This window comes from Acinetobacter sp. YH12249 (assembly GCF_013417475.1).
Classification (GTDB): domain Bacteria; phylum Pseudomonadota; class Gammaproteobacteria; order Pseudomonadales; family Moraxellaceae; genus Acinetobacter.
In genome coordinates this window covers 58,372-77,173 of record NZ_VPDX01000010.1, presented here as the reverse complement: position 1 = coordinate 77,173, position 18,802 = coordinate 58,372, and the positions used below count along the sequence as shown (strand labels likewise).

Annotated in this window: 16 protein-coding genes; 7 read left to right on the top strand and 9 right to left on the bottom strand. The window is 42.1% G+C overall.

Annotated elements, in window-relative coordinates:
• Positions 1-35 precede the first annotated feature (35 nt).
• The 6 genes from gmk to bfr all read left to right on the top strand — a co-directional run bounded on the left by gmk (position 36) and on the right by bfr (position 4,907).
• Entirely contained in the window at positions 36-659 is a 624-nt protein-coding gene (gene gmk, locus FTV25_RS07780) for a guanylate kinase (RefSeq protein ID WP_004787090.1), read from the top strand.
• 77 nt (positions 660-736) lie between these two features.
• On the top strand, positions 737-1,018 hold the full coding sequence (gene rpoZ, locus FTV25_RS07775) for a DNA-directed RNA polymerase subunit omega (protein ID WP_004650579.1): 282 nt from the start codon (positions 737-739) through the stop codon (positions 1,016-1,018).
• A 217-nt stretch (positions 1,019-1,235) separates the two neighbouring features.
• Positions 1,236-3,341 (top strand): bifunctional (p)ppGpp synthetase/guanosine-3',5'-bis(diphosphate) 3'-pyrophosphohydrolase, encoded by a 2,106-nt coding sequence (locus tag FTV25_RS07770; protein ID WP_004787093.1) that lies wholly within the window; start codon positions 1,236-1,238, stop codon positions 3,339-3,341.
• 75 nt (positions 3,342-3,416) lie between these two features.
• Entirely contained in the window at positions 3,417-3,800 is a 384-nt protein-coding gene (locus tag FTV25_RS07765) for a RidA family protein (RefSeq protein ID WP_180002723.1), read from the top strand.
• A gap of 221 nt (positions 3,801-4,021) precedes the next feature.
• A complete protein-coding gene (locus FTV25_RS07760; protein ID WP_004787097.1) occupies positions 4,022-4,216 on the top strand; it encodes a bacterioferritin-associated ferredoxin in 195 nt (64 codons plus the stop codon).
• Positions 4,217-4,442: 226 nt separating this feature from the next.
• Complete coding sequence (gene bfr / locus FTV25_RS07755) at positions 4,443-4,907, top strand: bacterioferritin (RefSeq protein WP_034705394.1); 465 nt, start codon at positions 4,443-4,445, stop codon at positions 4,905-4,907.
• A 54-nt stretch (positions 4,908-4,961) separates the two neighbouring features.
• Here the strand turns inward: bfr and FTV25_RS07750 are convergent, their stop codons facing one another.
• Together FTV25_RS07750 and tfpZ are read right to left on the bottom strand one after the other, a co-directional pair.
• Entirely contained in the window at positions 4,962-6,596 is a 1,635-nt protein-coding gene (locus tag FTV25_RS07750) for a PglL family O-oligosaccharyltransferase (RefSeq protein WP_180002724.1), read from the bottom strand.
• An 87-nt stretch (positions 6,597-6,683) separates the two neighbouring features.
• On the bottom strand, positions 6,684-7,418 hold the full coding sequence (gene tfpZ / locus FTV25_RS07745; protein ID WP_180002725.1) for a TfpX/TfpZ family type IV pilin accessory protein: 735 nt from the start codon (positions 7,416-7,418) through the stop codon (positions 6,684-6,686).
• Between the two features lie 205 nt (positions 7,419-7,623).
• Here tfpZ and FTV25_RS07740 point away from each other — a divergent pair, with 205 nt between their 5' ends.
• Entirely contained in the window at positions 7,624-8,037 is a 414-nt protein-coding gene (locus FTV25_RS07740) for a prepilin-type N-terminal cleavage/methylation domain-containing protein (protein ID WP_180002726.1), read from the top strand.
• A gap of 3 nt (positions 8,038-8,040) precedes the next feature.
• Here FTV25_RS07740 and FTV25_RS07735 read toward each other — a convergent pair whose 3' ends face one another.
• The 7 genes from FTV25_RS07735 to gltB all read right to left on the bottom strand — a co-directional run bounded on the left by FTV25_RS07735 (position 8,041) and on the right by gltB (position 18,469).
• Positions 8,041-9,237, bottom strand: coding sequence for a serine hydrolase (locus FTV25_RS07735; RefSeq protein ID WP_180002727.1), 1,197 nt, complete (start codon positions 9,235-9,237; stop codon positions 8,041-8,043).
• A 66-nt stretch (positions 9,238-9,303) separates the two neighbouring features.
• The gene (locus FTV25_RS07730; protein ID WP_373683624.1) at positions 9,304-9,792 is read right to left on the bottom strand and encodes a pilin; all 489 of its coding nucleotides are present in this window, start codon (positions 9,790-9,792) and stop codon (positions 9,304-9,306) included.
• 207 nt (positions 9,793-9,999) lie between these two features.
• The gene (locus tag FTV25_RS07725; protein ID WP_180002729.1) at positions 10,000-10,560 is read right to left on the bottom strand and encodes a TPM domain-containing protein; all 561 of its coding nucleotides are present in this window, start codon (positions 10,558-10,560) and stop codon (positions 10,000-10,002) included.
• Positions 10,554-11,597, bottom strand: coding sequence for a TPM domain-containing protein (locus FTV25_RS07720; RefSeq protein ID WP_180002731.1), 1,044 nt, complete (start codon positions 11,595-11,597; stop codon positions 10,554-10,556). The genes FTV25_RS07725 and FTV25_RS07720 overlap by 7 nt, the downstream gene beginning before the upstream one ends.
• Before the next feature lie 37 nt (positions 11,598-11,634).
• Positions 11,635-12,228, bottom strand: coding sequence for a LemA family protein (locus FTV25_RS07715; protein ID WP_004787108.1), 594 nt, complete (start codon positions 12,226-12,228; stop codon positions 11,635-11,637).
• Between the two features lie 271 nt (positions 12,229-12,499).
• A complete protein-coding gene (locus FTV25_RS07710; RefSeq protein ID WP_180002733.1) occupies positions 12,500-13,921 on the bottom strand; it encodes an FAD-dependent oxidoreductase in 1,422 nt (473 codons plus the stop codon).
• A gap of 72 nt (positions 13,922-13,993) precedes the next feature.
• A complete protein-coding gene (gltB, locus tag FTV25_RS07705; RefSeq protein WP_180002791.1) occupies positions 13,994-18,469 on the bottom strand; it encodes a glutamate synthase large subunit in 4,476 nt (1,491 codons plus the stop codon).
• Positions 18,470-18,802: the final 333 nt, after the last annotated feature.

Genomic DNA, 18,802 nt, shown 5'->3' with positions numbered 1-18,802 from the left:
TAGAGAAGATATTTTATCATATCAGGAAAAATATCATGTCGGGTCTCTTGTTTGTCGTTTCTGCAGCGTCTGGAACGGGCAAAACATCCCTCGTTAAAGCATTACTTGAACGCGTCAACAATCTTCATGTTTCTGTTTCTCATACGACACGCGGTCAACGACCTGGCGAACTCGATGGCGTACATTATCATTTCTCGACTAAAGAAGATTTTTTGAATCTGGTCGAGGAAGGTGGTTTTATTGAATATGCCGAAGTCTTTGGTAATTATTACGGCACAGCACAAGCGACTGTAAAAGAACAACTGGCCAAAGGTCATGATGTATTACTTGAAATTGACTGGCAAGGTGCACAACAAGTTCGTCGACTTTTTCCTGAATCTAAACAGATTTTCATTCTTCCGCCAAGCCAGTTTGATTTGCGTCAGCGTCTTTCCAACCGTGGTACAGACTCTGTTGAAGTGATTGAACACCGTCTTAGCTGTGCAGTCGAAGATATGCAGCAGTATGTCAACTTTGATTATGTCATTATCAATGATGACTTTAATAAAGCATTACATGACCTTGAATCTGTGATTATCGCCAATCGTCTGGTCCTTTCCCAGCAAGCGACCCGCCATGAAAAACTGATCCAGGCTCTAATTACTCCAAGCGAACAGTGATTAAAACTTGAGTCTCCAGACAAAGCATTTTATACTGTGCAGTCTGTTGAAATTTACTATTCAAAACGAGAATTCTTATGGCACGCGTAACCGTTGAAGATTGTTTAGACCATGTAGACAACCGCTTTGAGCTTGTACTAGTGGCAAGCAAACGCGCGCGTCAATTGGCACGTCAAGGCATTGAACCAACTGTGGAATGGGACAATGACAAACCGACTGTAGTTGCTTTACGTGAAATCGCTGCAGGTCATGTATCAAAAGATATTTTGAAACAACGTGATCAAGATTATCAAACTTCTAGTTTAGATCTTGCTCTTTCTGCAAATAATCTAAATTTAGATGGTTTTTCTTTCCAATAAGAATAAACCATTCCAAAAAGCCTAGTTTTAAACTAGGCTTTTTTTGTTCTGTGACTTTTATATTTTGCGCAGAACGGTTATAACATAAGGGTTAGCTCTAAAGTCAGTATAAATTTTTCACTTGTTGATATGAAAAAACTGACCCACTTTATGTTATACATTTCATACGAGCTTTCTCTGTTTTATTTGTTAAAAAATCCAGTTTTAAAGGTGTTTTATGCCAGGCCCACAGGTCAGTGAAGCTAAGCAACAGTTAAAAATCATCATCGACGCGTACTTAAGTGAAAGCGATGTCGAACGTGTGCTTGCGGCCTGTGATTATGCCGATATTGCCCATGATGGCATTACCCGTAAAAGTGGTGAACCTTATATTCTGCACCCTATCGCGGTGAGCTGTATTCTGGCCCATATGCGTCTGGATACTGAAACCTTAATGGCAGCGCTGCTGCATGATGTCATTGAAGATACCGACTTCAATAAAGATGACATTACTGAAAAATTTGGCAGCACGGTTGCAGAGCTGGTTGATGGGGTCACCAAACTCAGCCACTCCAGCGATAAAGAATATAATAAAGCGGCCTCTTTCCGTAAAATCCTGCAAGCAACTTTACAGGATCCACGTGTCATTATTGTGAAACTGGCAGATCGCTATCACAACATGACTACGCTGGAAGCGCTACGCCCGGATAAACGTGCCCGTATTGCGCGTGAAACCTTTGAAATTTTTGTTCCGATGGCACGCTTGGTCGGCATGAATGAAATGGCTGATAATCTGGAACATCTTTGTTATCAGAATCTGGATCTGGATATGTACAATGATGTCCAGGCTGCCCTTTTAGAAACCAAGCCTAAACGCTGTGAATATCAGGCCAAGTGGGAACAGAAACTTAACGAATTACTACAGCAATATGCCATTGAAGGCCGGGTTAAAAAGAAAAACAATAATATCGAGCTATTACGCCATTTTGTAAAAAATGATATTGATCTGCAGGAACTTACACATAGCCACGCATTTGAAATTATCTTACAGAGTATTGCCGATTGTGACCGTCTCGCAGATATTCTGACTGAAAGTTTTACGGTTCAAAATTATCAGGACAATATCCGTCGCCCTCTGCCCGGCGGCAACCAGTCATTAACCATGCGATTAAAAGGCGAAAAGACCACCCTGTCACTGACTATTCAAACTGAACTGATGCGTAAAGCTGCACGCTTTGGCGTCGTACTTGGTGAAAATGCCCCTCAAGCCTGCCGCTCTGCCATTCAAGCATCCATGCAAAATCTGAACGTACTGGTTGATGGTGAATGCGCCAAAACTACGTTCAGCGAATTACTGGATTATCTGCATCAGGAAAAAATTTGGGTTTATACCCCTCACGGTCATCTGCATGAGTTGCCGCAAGGTGCGACTGCTGTTGATTTTGCCTATGCCGCCAGCCTGTTCCTCGGTAACCATGCTATTGGCGCCAAAATTAATGGTGAAACCAAACCGCTTTCTACGCCATTATTGAGTGGTCAGGTGGTTGAAGTCATCACTGATGTTCTTGCAACCCCAAACCCGGACTGGCTCAGCTTTATTAATACCCAAAAAGCCCGTCGTGCCATTCAGAATATTTTGCGCGATCAGGATATTGATGAACAGCGCCTTGTGGGTCAACAAGCCCTTAACCGTGCCTTAAAACTTTTTCAGTGTTCTATTCGTGATCTGACCGAAGCTGACTGGAAAAATGTACTGGAATGGCGTCATGTCCCGACTAAAGAGCAACTATTTGAACAGATTGCTGTAGGTGACTTATTACCTCAACTGGTTGCCAACCATTTATTCGCACATGACCAGCATCAAAATGCAAATAGTTCAGGTCGCCTTATTCAAGGTACAGAAGGCGTAGATGTTAAATACGCGCATTGCTGCAACCCGGTACTTGGTGATCCAATTCAAGGTCATCTGACTCGTCGTGGCCTAATTGTACATCGTGCCCGTTGCCATAATTTATTGCAGGAACAACATATGCATCCTGAAAATATTATGCCTCTACAATGGACGACTGAAGATCTGGATGATGTCAGCTTTACTGCCTATCTCTGTATTGATCAGGCCATGGACGATGAACAGATTTCCGATCTGATTTATCAATGTCGTAAAGGCCATACAGGTGTAGAGATGGTGCGTAATTATGATGGCAAAACTTATGTAAATATTGTGGTGCATAACCGTAAACAGATTGCCAAGATTATTCGTGATTTACGCATGCATTTTGGTTTTCCACGTATTACCCGCTTAGAACAACCGCTCAATATTGCTGAAACCTCTAAAGCCAGTTAATCATTTAAAACGATAATGCTTTTGTCAGTTGAATTGATCTAATATGATGTATGTTGATGATAAAAGGAGAAATTGATGTCCCGCCAAGTGATCCATACTGAAAATGCCCCAGCTGCCATAGGCACCTATTCACAAGCAATTCTAGTCGGGGATACGCTTTATTTATCCGGCCAGATTGGTCTGGATCCATATAGTATGGAACTGGTTGAAGGCATCGAAGGTCAGATTCGCCGTGTTTTTGATAACTTGAAAGCGGTTTGTGAAGCAGCGGGTGGCTCATTAGCTGATATCGCAAAGTTGAATATCTTCTTGACCGACCTTTCTCATTTTCAACTCGTTAACCAGATTATGGGTGAATACTTTGCTCAACCTTATCCGGCACGTGCTGCCTTAGGGGTTGCAAGTTTACCGAAAGGTGCTTTAGTTGAGATGGATGGCATCGTTGTTATAAATCAATAAGTTATAAAAATCACCAAATCTCCAGCCTGCAATATTTAATTCTAAATTATAAATCGCTCTTGCGCAGAAATCCGAGTAGCACTCGGATTTCCGCTCAGGTGTTATTTTTTTATCTGAATCATCAATCATTATAAAAAGCATTTTCAAATGATTTTTATTGACAAACGATAACAATTATCAATAATATCTCTTATCTTATTTATTCACTGTGGTTGTATCCTATGTACGTTTGTCTATGCCGTGGCATTACAGATCAAGACATTAAAGATGCTATTGCAAATGGCGCCGAAAGTTACCGTGATGTACGCGAAATGCTTGATCTAGGGACGTGTTGTGGTCGTTGTGCTCCTGAAGCCCGTATGATCATCAGTGATGAAATTTCCCAGATTGCTGCACGGCTAGCGGTTGCTGCCTAAAGCGGATAACGATAATTATAAAATCAATGGTCTCGTATCATTACTCCTCCCCCGCCTCTGACTCTGGCGGGTTTTTATTGCTTTATATTTCACCTGAAGCTTTTTGATTGCGATTTTCATTTGCAGTTCAATAAATTACTCGCCATTGCTCGCTCGATTGATTTAAGATAAGTTAATCAAAAACCCATAGCGATAAATGGGTTAACAGGCTATATGGAGTGATACAATGAAAGGCAATCGTGATGTAATTAATCAGCTGAACCAGGTGTTGTATCACCACCTTACAGCGATTAACCAGTATTTCCTGCATTCACGCATGTTTAATGACTGGGGCATTGAAAAACTGGGTTCGGCAGAATATAAAGAATCCATCCGCCAGATGAAGCACGCCGATAAAATCATTGAACGTATTTTATTTCTGGAAGGCTTACCAAACCTGCAACATCTTGGCAAATTATATATTGGCCAGCATACTCAAGAAGTACTGCATTGTGATGTACGCAAAGTAAAAGAAAATATTGAAGTCATTCAGCAGGCTGTAGCTTTGGCAGAAACACAGATGGATTATGTGACTCGTGATTTAGTGCGAGAAATTCTGGAAAAAGAAGAGGAATATCTGGACTGGACTACGACTCAGCTAGATCTCATCGAAAGTATTGGTATCGAAAACTATATTCAAAGCCAGCTCTAAACCTAAAATGAATCCATAAAAAAGCCAGCTCTTGCTGGCTTTTTTATATGGAATTTATCTTGGCATATCCTGAATCAATTCTTCATAACTAAGTTCGGTTTTCTGAATAACTTTTAAGCGTTGCAGCTGATACTTGGCTTCCTCTTCATAACCATTAAAAGCCAGGAGTTTGGCATATTTGATCAGGTTATATTTAGTTGGATAACTTAATACCATCTGCTCACCTGCTGGAATCCGTTCAGGGGAGGCTTTGCTATAAGGATTAAGACGAATCCAGTCAATACGATGATTAAACTCTGTTAACAAATAGATTGGCTGTTGATTGGTGATTTTTTCAGGCTGTTGCTCATAACGAATACTTTGGCCAAGTTTGGGTACAGCGACATCATAATCCCGATAGATCGCAATCAATAACAGCAGCCCAAATCCAAAAATGAGTTTCATCGCTATAGAAGGCAAGGTCACGGTTTTGATATTTGGATTTTGTGCTAGAACCGTACCAATAATAAACCCAACCGGTAAAAGGAAATAGGCGTAATGCTGAGGAAACTCAAACATGGCATGGGTAAGAAAAGCTCCAATCATCAATATACCAATGACCGACTCAGGAGTTTTCACCCATCTTTGTAGCTGATAACCTAAATAACCGAAGTAAGCCAAGAAAGGCAGACCAGTAAGCAGTCCATTCCATAGTAAGAAATCAATAATAAAGTTATGTGCACTGCGAATCCAGACTGGACCCTGCACTGTATCACTGATTGAGACAAAGGCAACACTGGTCTGATACCAGCCATATCCAAACCATGGCTGTGCCTGAATTGCCGCTAGCATTTGCTGCCAGATCGCTAAACGAGACATATCGCCGGTGGCACGCGATACCACATCCCTGCTTTGTACGACGTCCGTATTCATCGCTTGTGCAGCGAGCTGACTGAGTAATGGAAAAGCCACAATGCAGAAAATAAAGAAAATGAACCAAGCAATGCTGTAAACCCATTTCAGGCGAATAACGCTTTTATATTGATAAAAACCTAGATACAGGATAATCGCGATCGCGGCTACCCAGGCCGTACGTGACTGACTTAAAGCAACCCCCATAACAATTAATGCAGCGCAGGCAAATAGCCACTTGGTCTGAATTTTTTTCTTTTCATATAAGTAAAGGCAGCTCATCAATGCCATGACTAAAAAAGTTGCCATATTATTGGGCTGAGCGAAATTAGCATACGGCCGCTGATTGCCACTGATATTCACCATGCCTGGCAGCACAGAATCCAGATTAGACCACTGACACAATGCGATTAAACCAGTAATCGTTCCGGAAGCAAGGAATACATAACTCAGATTAGTAAAGGTTTCTTCTCGGCTATAGTTTCCGGTTGAAAGGTGATAACCCAGTACACTTGCCAGCCAAAAGCTAAACACGAAAATAAAGCCCATCAGGGCAGTGCTAAAGAAAAACACCTGCCCTGCCAACAAATGTACAAGCGGCACACAGGCGAGTAGTAATAATGGCAAACTTACTACAGGCAATTTTAGCTTTTCTTTTAGGCAAATTGCAGCCAAGGCAAATAGTGCCAAGAATGCATACAGCTCCCCTGTATAAGTCACCCATGGGCGGTAATGGACAGGCATGAGCCAAGCGAGGGAGATAAAAACAGCTGCGAGCAGCACCAGCAGGAATTTCATGTGAACTTTAAGAAAAAGAAATTTTACTCATGATAAACAAAAAAGCAGATTAGTGGTTAATCTGCTTTTGGGTTGGCTTAGAAGAAATTAGTTCCAAGGGCGGAGATCGACGATTTTAATGACTTCTGCGGTTTCCTTATTGACTAAAATAACCATAGCTAAACCATAGGTTTCTAAAGGTAACCATGCATTCGCTTCTGGATACACCTTAAGTACCTGCTGCACAGCCACCTTTGCATTCCATTGATTAAGCTCAGGTAGATCATGAGCTTTGATTTTCATCTGCTCTTGGACTTGATTAAGCGGAATATAACGTTCAGGGTATTGAGCTAGTGATATTCCATTCAAAATTGCACTCATTTGCTCAATTTGCTGCTCCTGTAGATCTACTGCTTGTTTAACAGCAACATATTGTGGCTGTAACCATGTAGGTTGCCGATATTGTGGTTGTGCATGCGTAATATTCTCGGTTTTTAATTCATTATTACGCACCAGTTCGAAACGGTCATGATTGAATGCAATCCACACAGGGCGTGCTTGTGCAATACTATATAGCCCATAACTTAATGCCGAGATTTGAATTAAAATAATAACCGTTAAATCCATTTTTAAGGTTTTTTTGCCTTCTTTATAGACCAACAGACCAAGCAAAGGCCCTAAAATTACATCTATAACCAATAACATTAAAAAAATATGGGTCACGCCTGCAGCTTTTGCGAGTGGTGATGGATACCACAATACAAAGACCACACAAATTACAATAAGTGCCACCAAAACTGAAATACATAGATGACTTAGAAAAAACTTAATGCGATTGTTCATTTTTTAATGGATTAAATAGAAAACTCGATTTTAACGACAACCAATCAATAATCCTAATATTTTTTAGGATTGACACTTTTTGTCAGTTAATTATATTTTTTTGATATAAGCCCTAAAAAGAACACAACATTATGTTTTTTATTATATTTTAGAAGTGGAATGTTTTTTGCATAGTTTGTTAAAAATATCACCTTTCGAGTTAAATATGCAAAAAGGTTTTACCCTCATTGAATTAATGATTGTTATCGCCATCGTTGGTGTTCTATCTGCACTCGCCATTTCAAGCTATTTCTTTTTTACCTTAAAAACCAGACTGAATACTGCACTTTATGAAGTTTCTTCAATTAAACCTGCTTATGAAGTTATTATTACTCAAAGTTCACCCACAACTCTAACTTATGCGGACTTAAACATAAAATCAGAAACAGCCCTATGTAAAATTGACATTGCACTGCCTAACAACAATACAGATGAAAGTAAAGTTTTAAGTTGTCACTTAAAAAATAAATCTGCACTACAAAATAATACAGAAATATATTTAATACGCAGCGCTACAGGACAATATCACTGTAAAACAATTGGGATCCCCAACTATCTTACTCCAACACAATGCAAATAAAAATTACTGATACTGCTGCCTTAAGTTTTGATAAATTAACATTTTAGTTTTGTCATATTGTTGTTGCCCTAAAGCAGCTTGACCACTGGCCAATAACGTCACAACACCACCTTTATCATCTACCACAACCAAGGAACTTGCTCCTAGCAAAGTTCCGTCTCGGAAATATACTTTTAAACTATTTGCATCTTGTTGATAAGGAAACATAGCATAGCCGTAACAATCTCTTAGTTTTGTGATGTCACAAGCCAATTTTGGTTGACTCAAAATATTCGGTTGCGGTTTTTGAATCATTTTTGCCACTTGTAAAGCCAATGCACTAGCACTTCCAGACAATCCAGCCGAAGATGCTAAAGCAGGAAAATCAAAAGCTGTATAAATATTGCCATAACCTGTTAAAGATGTTTCAACGTACAGGTATTTCGCCTCATCTTCTTTACGCTGATTGTCCAAGAATTGGATACCATTTTCTGCCAAAGCATATTTTTTTTCGATTCCACTTTGGAAGCTCGTTTGGGTTTGTGCTGCAACAACTTCCCCCAACAAACAATAACCCAAATTTGAATAACTATAGGTCGTGTTTGGGTCAAATGAAAGTTGTGTTTGAGCCAGTCCCTGCAAAGATGATGGACAAAATGGTGTTTGTCCAGATCTAAACATTTCATCCCCCATTAAACCTGTACGATTAAAACCTGCACGATGTAGTAACAAATCGCCTACCGTGATTTGTTCAATACGAGCATCTTCAGGTTTAGGTATGTTGGGTAGTAGTTTTAATAGAGGTGTATCTAGCTGAATTTTATTTTGTTTAATCAAATCTAAAACTACATCACTTGTCCATAATTTGGACACACTTGCATAACGAAAGCGTGTATTTTCATTTACTTTGGCAGAGAAAAGTGGCAGTCCCAAATATCCACTTTCGCAATGAAATAATTGCCCCTGTGGAGAAAGATAAGCGACTTGGGTATTGGGCGCACGGTGTGACAAAGTGGTCTGTTTTAAAAGTTGCGCCAACCAAGTTGGACTATTTTCACTACATTGCAAAGCATGTTGTTCTATTTTTGCCTGCAAAGGATACAACTGCAAACGTAGCTTATTGCGCTCAAGTGTATTCACATAATAATAAACACCAACACCTGCCAAAAAAAATAAAAAAATAACAATTATTAATTCTGATAATTTAAGTTCACGACGCATACTTTTCTCTTTTAAACAAAGAACCTCCCATAAAGGGAGGTTCTTTACTAATAAAGTTACACTTTATTAACCACCATTTTTTAATGTACCAGTTTTACAGCCAGTAGGTAAGAACTTACTATCTGCTGCAATATCTGTAACACAAGCCCATGAACCGCCGGCTTCAGAAGCAGCACGCTGCCATTCAATACTCTTACCACGAATAGTCGAACTAGCGTTATTGCCAAACTTACCAGAAATCCATACCGCTCCAGTAGCTACAGTACCACCTAAAGTAGGTTGCTTACCACCATCAACAGTTGCACCTCCCGTTGGTAACGCACCTGGAGTAGCCTCAGCACCTAGAAGACTTGAGCCAGGTACATTAAATGAACACTCACTACTATCAGTCAAACACAAGTCAACTAAAGTACGAAGGTTACCCAACTCACCCACTACACGAGTTACTTGAGACTTGGTTACATAGTTTTGGTATTGCGGAATCGCAATCGCAGCCAAAATACCAATGATCGCTACAACGATCATTAATTCAATCAGGGTAAAACCTTTTTGCATCGTCTTCATAAACATTCTCCACAAATGTTTGTTAATTTAATTATAAGCTTTGTAAGCTATTTTATATTTAGCACTAAACGTGCCAACTTTTATTATAATAATTTTGAAAGAAAAAACAGTAGTTTAAAAAAATATTTTTCAATTTGTTGTTTTTGGGTTTCATTTTGTGTATATAACTGACAAAAATTGTCAGTTATTTAACTAAAGTTACCCCAAAATGATGGGGTTATTTCCCAATTCATTCTTTAAATCATCCATTTTTTGATCATAGTATTGATTTAAAATTTGCCCAATCTGTTTAACACCCAAAATCACCCCATTCTTATACTTCTGTTGCTTCAACTGCTGAATAATATTTTCACAAATCTGATTCCATACTTCTTGTGTAGTTGCCTGCTTAATTCCCCGGTCAATCACAATTTCCACTTTATGATCACAGAGGTTTAAATATAAAAGCACGCCACTATTATGCTCTGTATCCCATACACCCAATTCAGCAAAAAGTTGTCGGGCACGACACAGCGTATCTTGATAATAAGCAGAACGAGAAGGTAGAGATCCTTCAATCACCACCTGAATTTCTCCCACATGCCCATGCTCTGCTTCTTCTACAGCTAATGCAATCGCGTGCTGGTCTTGCTTAGAGAAAAACCGCTTAGTTGCAGGCATATAAAAGAAGTGCTTAAGCCAGCGCTTAAAACTTGGTTGAGCATGTTCTTCCAGCTTAGGTTGCGTGATAATATTTGTTGTATCTGTAGTTGTTACCATGAGCCTGATGCTCCTCCCCCACCAAAACCACCGCCGCCTCCACCGAAGCCGCCGCCTCCAAAACCACCACGTCCACTACCACCGCCACGACCTCCTCCTGCCATAAAAGCATGCAGGATCAACTGAGCAAGTGAGGTCACGAGCAAAAAGAAAACTCCAGCACCAATTAATAGGCTAGCGACCAATCCCATTCCATTCACTAATCCAGCTGCAGTTCCAGCCACTGCGGCAGTAGCCGCACTCAGCTTTCTGCCAAAGATCATGGAACCAATAACACCAGCGACGATAATAAAAATAACCGAACCAAAAGTCGCTTGAGAAGCTTGCTGCGCTTGATATGCCTGCTCCTGACGCTCTTTAAGCTCAGCTGCTGCTTGAGCTGCAATTTCAGGATCCAGATTTAAAATACGCTCAATTTCTGCCAGACCAGCATCAATCCCTTGCGCATACTGACCCTGCTTAAACAAAGGTGTAATTTTGTTATTAATAATTCTTCCAGCTACAATATCCGGCAGAACACCTTCTAGCCCATATCCAGTTAAAATCTGAATACGACGGTCATTTACCGCAATGGTCATTAACAGACCATTATCATGTTCTTTTGATCCTAGTTGCCAGCGATCTGCCACACGCATGGAATAGTCAAAAATATCTTCCTGGCCCGTGGTAGGTACAATCACCACGCCGATCTGAGCCTTACCTGCCTGATAAAGATTGATGATTCGTTGACTAAGTTGCTGTTTTTCTGCTGCCGTTAATAAATTTGCCTGATCAATCACCGGCTCATTCATGGTGGGCAAGTCGCGCTGAACCTGACCTTCTGCCATATCATTGGCAATTTGGCGCTGCGGTGCTGTATCTGCAGATTCTACATTTTGATCCGTAGTATTCGTTTTAGGCTGCAAAATTTCACGTGCAACAATCACTTCTTCTGTATCAGTTGCTGTTGCTGTTTCACTCCAGGCAGGATTCATCAGGCTCATAATGAGGCTGAGAAATATACCTGTACAAAGTTTTACAGCGCTCGTATGCATCATTACAGCCACCTTATTAGCAGATTACCCAAGATCAAGCTTAATCAAATGAAACCTTAGGTGCCTGTTGGGCACTCTGTTCTGCACTAAAGTTTGGCTTGGTATCCATCCCAATGACTTTGGCCGTCATTACCTGCGGGAACTGACGTGCATAAGAGTTGAAATCTTGTACAGTGGTAATATAGCGGTTACGTGCTACTGCAATACGGTTTTCCGTACCTTCAAGTTGTACCTGCAGATCGCGGAACTGCTCGTTGGCTTTCAGGTCAGGATAATTTTCAGTTACTGCCAGTAGACGTGACAAGGCACTGGTCATTTGTGCCTGTGCCTCCTGATAACGCTGGAACAATTCAGGATCTTCCAGCACTTCACGATCAACTTTCAAACCTGCAACATTGGCGCGTGCCTGAGTCACCTCAGTCAATACCTGCTCTTCATGCGCTGCATAGCCTTTTACCACATTCACCAGATTCGGCACCAAGTCAGCACGGCGCTGATACTGGTTCTGCACTTCAGACCATGCCGCAGTTACTGCCTCATCCTTGACTTGTAAGGTGTTATAGCCACAACCTGTAAGCGTCAGGGTACTGGCTAACATCAGAGCAATGAAAGATTTTTTTAATACAGGAATCATCTTTTCTCCTCAATTCTTTATTGATATTTATTTAATTAATTTGATTTTAAACATATTTTTCCTGGTTTTTGTTAATTTTTATAATTTTTTACTTTTATCGTTTTTATTCCTTCTGTTCTGCTTCAGAGCTAGGAATTAATATTGGATATATTTATAAGTTCAAATTCATATTTTATAAGCTCATAGGATTAAGCTAACCAAATATTCAAAACAAAGAAAAATAAAAAAACCCGCCGTAGCGGGTTTTTTTTAAATAGATGATTAAATTAGATTAAATATCAAGATAATCCAGAATACCTTCTGCAGCCTGACGACCTTCCCAGATCGCAGTCACGACTAGGTCAGAACCACGGACCATGTCGCCACCAGCAAAGATTTTTGGATTTGAAGTCTGGAATTTATATTGCTGTTGTTCAGCTGCAAGTACGCGACCTGAACCATCCAGATTGATTTCTACATCAGTGAACCAGTCTGCTGGGCTGGTACGGAAACCAAATGCCAACAATACCGCATCTGCAGGCAGAATTTCTTCTGAACCTGGAATTGGTTCTGGGCTACGGCGTCCACGGCTGTCTGGTTCACCCAGTTGAGTCGTTACCACTTTTACGCCAGTCACTTTGCCATTTTCACCCACGATTTCGATAGGTTGACGGTTGAACTGGAATTCCACACCTTCTTCACGCGCATTTTTTACTTCACGACGTGAACCCGGCATGTTCGCTTCATCACGACGATAAGCACAAACCACTGACTCAGCACCTTGACGGATTGAAGTACGGTTACAGTCCATCGCGGTATCACCACCACCCAAGACAATCACTTTTTTGCCTTCAACGCTGATGTATTCGGATGGATCTTTTTCCCACCCCTGGCAACGGTTCACGTTAGCAATCAGGAAATCCAGTGCATCATATACACCATCCAGATCTTCACCAGCAAAGCCACCTTTCATATAAGTGTATGTTCCCATACCCATAAAGACAGCATCATAGTCAGCAAGTAACTGGTCAATGGTGACATCTGTACCAATTTCAGTATTCAGACGGAATTCAACACCCATACCCGTGAAGATTTCACGACGGCGTTTCATCACGTCTTTTTCCATCTTGAATTCTGGGATACCGAAAGTCAGCAGACCACCAATTTCAGGACGTTTATCAAATACAACAGGTTTAACACCATTACGTACCAGAATATCAGCACAGCCTAGACCGGCAGGACCTGCTCCAATGATAGCAACCTTCTTGTCAGTCCATTTCACATGAGACATGTCTGGACGCCAGCCTAAAGCGAAAGCGGTGTCATTAATATATTTCTCGGCATTACCAATGGTGACTGCACCAAAACCATCATTCAAGGTACAAGCACCTTCACACAGACGGTCTTGAGGACAAACACGACCACAGACTTCTGGCAAAGTATTGGTTTGGTGACACAGTTCTGCTGCCTGGAAAATACGGCCTTCTGCCAGTAACTTCAACCAGTTTGGAATGTAGTTATGAACCGGACATTTCCATTCACAGTACGGGTTACCACAACCTAGACAACGATGTGACTGATTTGCAGCCACTTCTGTTGTGAAAGGTTTATAAATTTCCACAAATTCTGCTTTGCGGACGTCAATCTCTTTTTTCTCTGGATCTTGGCGTGCGACATCCAGGAATTGAAAGTCATTATTTAGGCGCTCTGCCATCTCTCTCTCCGTAGGTAGACCCAAGGCTTTATTCGCATTACCTTAGGTCTGCCTATATCTGCAGTAGTGGAATTATTGTGGATCAGCTTGAGTTGTTTTCAACAAGGTCAATAAGTTAGCTGCTTTTGGTTTTACCAGCCAGAACTTACGACTATAGAAATCAAACTCATGGCGGATCTTGTACGCCCAAGCACTACCTGTTTCTGCAATATGTTCATCTAAAATGCGAAGCAAGAAGGTCTGATGTTCTTCCATCGCTTCAGTTGAGATACGGTTCAGTTCAATCAACTCGTGGTTATAATGGTCAACGAAGTCATTGTCCAGATCAAGCACATAAGCAAAACCGCCAGTCATACCTGCACCGAAGTTATGGCCTACTTTACCTAGAACAGTCACAATACCGCCAGTCATATATTCACAGCAGTGATCGCCTGCACCCTCAATCACGGCGAAGGCTCCTGAGTTACGTACCGCGAAACGCTCACCCGCTGTACCTGCTGCAAACAATTTACCACCAGTCGCACCATACAGACAGGTGTTACCAATAATTGCAGTATTTTGAGTCTGGAATGGCGAACCTTTCGGTGGGAAAATCGAGATACGGCCACCTGCCATACCTTTACCCACGTAGTCGTTCGCATCACCTTCCAGTTTCAGATGCAGACCACCGGCATTCCAGACACCGAGTGACTGACCCGCTGTACCAGTCAGATTTACTTTGACTGGATGGGCTTCCATACTCAGGTTGCCATAACGTTTGGCAATTTCACCTGACAGACGTGCACCAATTGAACGGTCACAGTTACCTACTGTAAAGCTGTATTCACCACCTGTACCTGCTTCGATCGCTGGCAAAATTTCTTCTACCATCTTCTCAGCCAAAATACCTTTATCGAACGGTTCATTACCCTGAACTTCACAGTACTGTGCTTTACCTTCTGCTGCTGGATGTGACTCTAGCAGTTTGCTCAGGTCAAGGTGAGCATGTTTGTCAGTTTCACCTGGCAAGATTTCCAGCAAGTCGGTACGACCAATCAGGTCTTTCAGGCTAGATACGCCAAGTGCCGCCAACCATTCACGTGTTTCTTCAGCAATGAAAGTGAAGAAATTGATCAGCATTTGTGGTTCGCCGATGTAGTGCTCTTGGCGCAGATGATCCTGCTGAGTCGCAACACCAGTTGCACAGTTATTCAAATGACAGATACGCAGGTATTTACAACCTAAGGCAATCATTGGAGTCGAACCGAAGCCAAAGCTTTCTGCACCCAAGATCGCTGCTTTTACCACGTCAAGACCAGTTTTTAAACCACCATCAGTCTGAACGCGTACTTTGCCACGCAGGTCGTTTACACGAAGTGCTTGATGCGCTTCACTTAAACCTAATTCCCATGGAGAACCCGCATGGTGAATCGAAGACAATGGAGATGCTGCTGTACCGCCGTCATAACCAGAAATGGTAATAAAATCGGCATACGCTTTCGCAACACCTGCTGCAATCGTACCTACACCCGGTTCAGATACCAGTTTCACCGATACCATCGCTTGCGGATTAACCTGTTTCAAGTCAAAGATCAACTGTGATAAATCTTCGATCGAATAGATATCATGGTGTGGTGGTGGTGAAATCAGGGTAACACCCGGAACTGAATAACGTAAACGAGCAATCAAGCCATTCACTTTACCACCAGGTAACTGACCACCTTCACCCGGTTTCGCGCCTTGAGCCACTTTAATCTGCAACACTTCTGCTGAAGTTAAGTAAGCAGGAGTCACACCAAAACGGCCCGATGCAATTTGTTTGATTTTCGAGTTGCGGATGGTGCCATAACGCGCTGGATCTTCACCGCCCTCACCAGAGTTAGAACGACCACCGATGGTGTTCATGGCAATCGCAATGGCTTCGTGTGCTTCAGGAGACAATGCACCCAAAGACATACCCGCAGAGTCAAAGCGAGGCAAGATATCTTCTACAGACTCAACCTGATCCACTGGAATTGAGTTGTCAGTTTTCAGCTTGAATAAATCACGGATGGTTGCAATCGGACGGTTATTTACCAGTTCTGCATATTCTTTAAAGTCAGCATAATTACCAGAACGTACTGCTTTATGCAGTGAGTTAATCACGTCCGGGTTAAACGCATGGTATTCCTTGCCGAAGACGAATTTCAGCATACCGCCCTGATCGATTGGCTTACGGTTTTTCCATGCCAAATCTGCCAGTTGTTTCTGGTCATTTTCAAGATCAGCAAAAGTTGCACCCTGAATACGGCTCGGAACACCTACGAAGCATTTATTCACAACTTCATTGGATAAACCGACTGCTTCAAACAGCTGACCGCCACGGTAAGAAGCTACAGTTGAAATACCCATCTTAGACAGGACTTTCAGCAGGCCTTTTTCAATCCCCTTACGGAAATTGTTTTGTGCATAGACTGGATCACCCAGCAATTCACCTTTAGCAACCAGATCATTGATCACGTCATATGCTAAGTATGGATAAATTGCTGTCGCACCAAAGCCAAGCAGAACGGCAAATTGATGTGGATCACGTGCAAAACCGGTTTCAACAATCAGGTTCGCATCAGTACGCAGACCAGTATTGATCAGATGATGATGTACTGCACCAGTGACCATCACAGCATTGGCTGGCAAGTAACCTTCACGGATTTTCTTGTCTGAAAGTACCAATAAAGTTTTGCCGTCACGAATCGCTTGCGCTGATTCTTCGCAAATACGAGCAATTGCAGCTTCTAAGCCTTCAGTTTCAGCATAGTTCAGATCAATATCCGCAATCTCATAACCTGTACGACCTAGCGTACGGATCTGATGCATTTTTGAATTAGACAAGACCGGACTTGAAATAATCAGACGGTCTGCATGTTCTGGACCCTGTTCGAAAACGTTTTGTTCACGACCTAAACAGGTTTCTAGTGACATTACAATCGATTCACGTAATGGATCGATTGGCGGATTCGTTACCTGAGCGAACTGCTGACGGAAATAGTCTGATACATGACGTACCTGACGTGACAGAACCGCCATCGGGGTATCATCACCCATAGAACCCACAGCTTCCTGACCGCTTTCAGCGATTGGACGCAGTAACTGGTCACGTTCCTCGAAAGTCACCATGAACATTTTCTGTGCCGCTTTCAGGTTGTCACCTTTCAAGCCTCGCTCACATAGATATTCTTCCAGCTCAGGGCTACCTTGTAGACGTACAGCATTTTCGCGTAACCATTCACGGTACGGACGCATACGTTTCAGGTGATTATTCACATCCTGAGTATCTAATACTTTACCGGTATAAGTATCGATCACCAGCATTTGGCCAGGACCCACACGTCCTTTAGAAATGACATCTTCAGGTTCATAACCCCATACACCGATTTCTGACGCCAGTGTGATGTAGTCATTTTTAGTGATGACCCAACGTGCCGGACGCAAGCCGTTACGATCCAGCATACAGATCGCATGACGACCGTCTTGGATAACTAAACCAGCAGGGCCATCCCATGCTTCCATATGTTTAGAGTTGAACTCATAGAATGCACGTAAATCAGCATCAAGCGTTTCAACGTTCTGCCAAGCAGGTGGAACCAGCATACGTAGCGCACGGAACAAATCCATACCACCACCCACGAGGATTTCCAGCATATTATCCAGACTAGATGAATCTGAACCAGTACGGTTTACGATTGGACTCAGCTCAGTCAGACCTGGCAGTAACGGGTTTTCAAATTTAGGCGTACGCGCCATTGCCCAGTTACGGTTAGCCGTAATGGTATTGATCTCACCATTATGTGCCAGGTAACGGAATGGCTGAGCCAATGGCCAGCGTGGCAATGTATTGGTAGAGAAACGTTGGTGGAAGACCACGATATGTGATGCCAGACGCTCATCAGCCAAGTCAGTATAGAAGTCAGCAATAGCTGCTGGCATCATCAGACCTTTATAGCTGATTACAGTTGAGCATAAGGTCGTCACATAGAAGTATGGATCACTGGTTAACTGCTGTTCAGCACGACGACGCGCAAGGAACAATTTACGGTTGAATTCAACTTCAGTCACACCGATTGGGCAGTTCACGATGACCTGCTCAAAAGCCGGCAAAGACTGCATTGCAATCTCACCGAGCGCATCATTATTCGTCGGTACAACACGCCATGCGATAACGCGACAGCCTTCTTCTTCAATTTCTTTCGTCAGGACTTGTTTTGCATGTGCGGCTAATGCTGGATCCAGATTCAGGAATACTGTACCCACAGCAAAAATCTCACTTAAGGTAATGTCACTTAAGCGTTTGGCCTCTTCACGGAAGAATTCTTTAGGCATTGCCAGCAATAGACCACAACCATCACCGGTCTTGCCATCAGCAGCAATACCGCCACGGTGGGTCATACAACTTAGACTATGAATTGCGGTCTTGACCAGATCATGACTGGCATCACCCTGCATATGGGCGATCAAACCGAAACCACAGTTATCTTTAAACTCATCCGGTTGGTATAAACCTTGAGCGGGAGCTACATTATTAGGCGATGGCATGTGCATAGCGTACCCTTCTTTTCACTAAGCCCGATAGGCTATTAAACAATCTAAATTCTGCTGTGCGTGACTGTCTGATTTACTCGGCAAGCTAAGCAGCTTTATAGAGCAAAATATCATTGAGTATCTTTTCAACATAATCCTTTTTCAGACGGAATGCATGAAAAATAACATTCATTTTGCTGATGGATAAGATAAAAATAAGCAACAAAGATGACAATTACGCCTATTCATCGAATCATTTTCGCGCCAAAACAGGGAGATTAATTCAATTCATGCACCAATAAAGCAAATTTCATGCCAACTTAAGGAGCAAAAATCAAAACAACACAA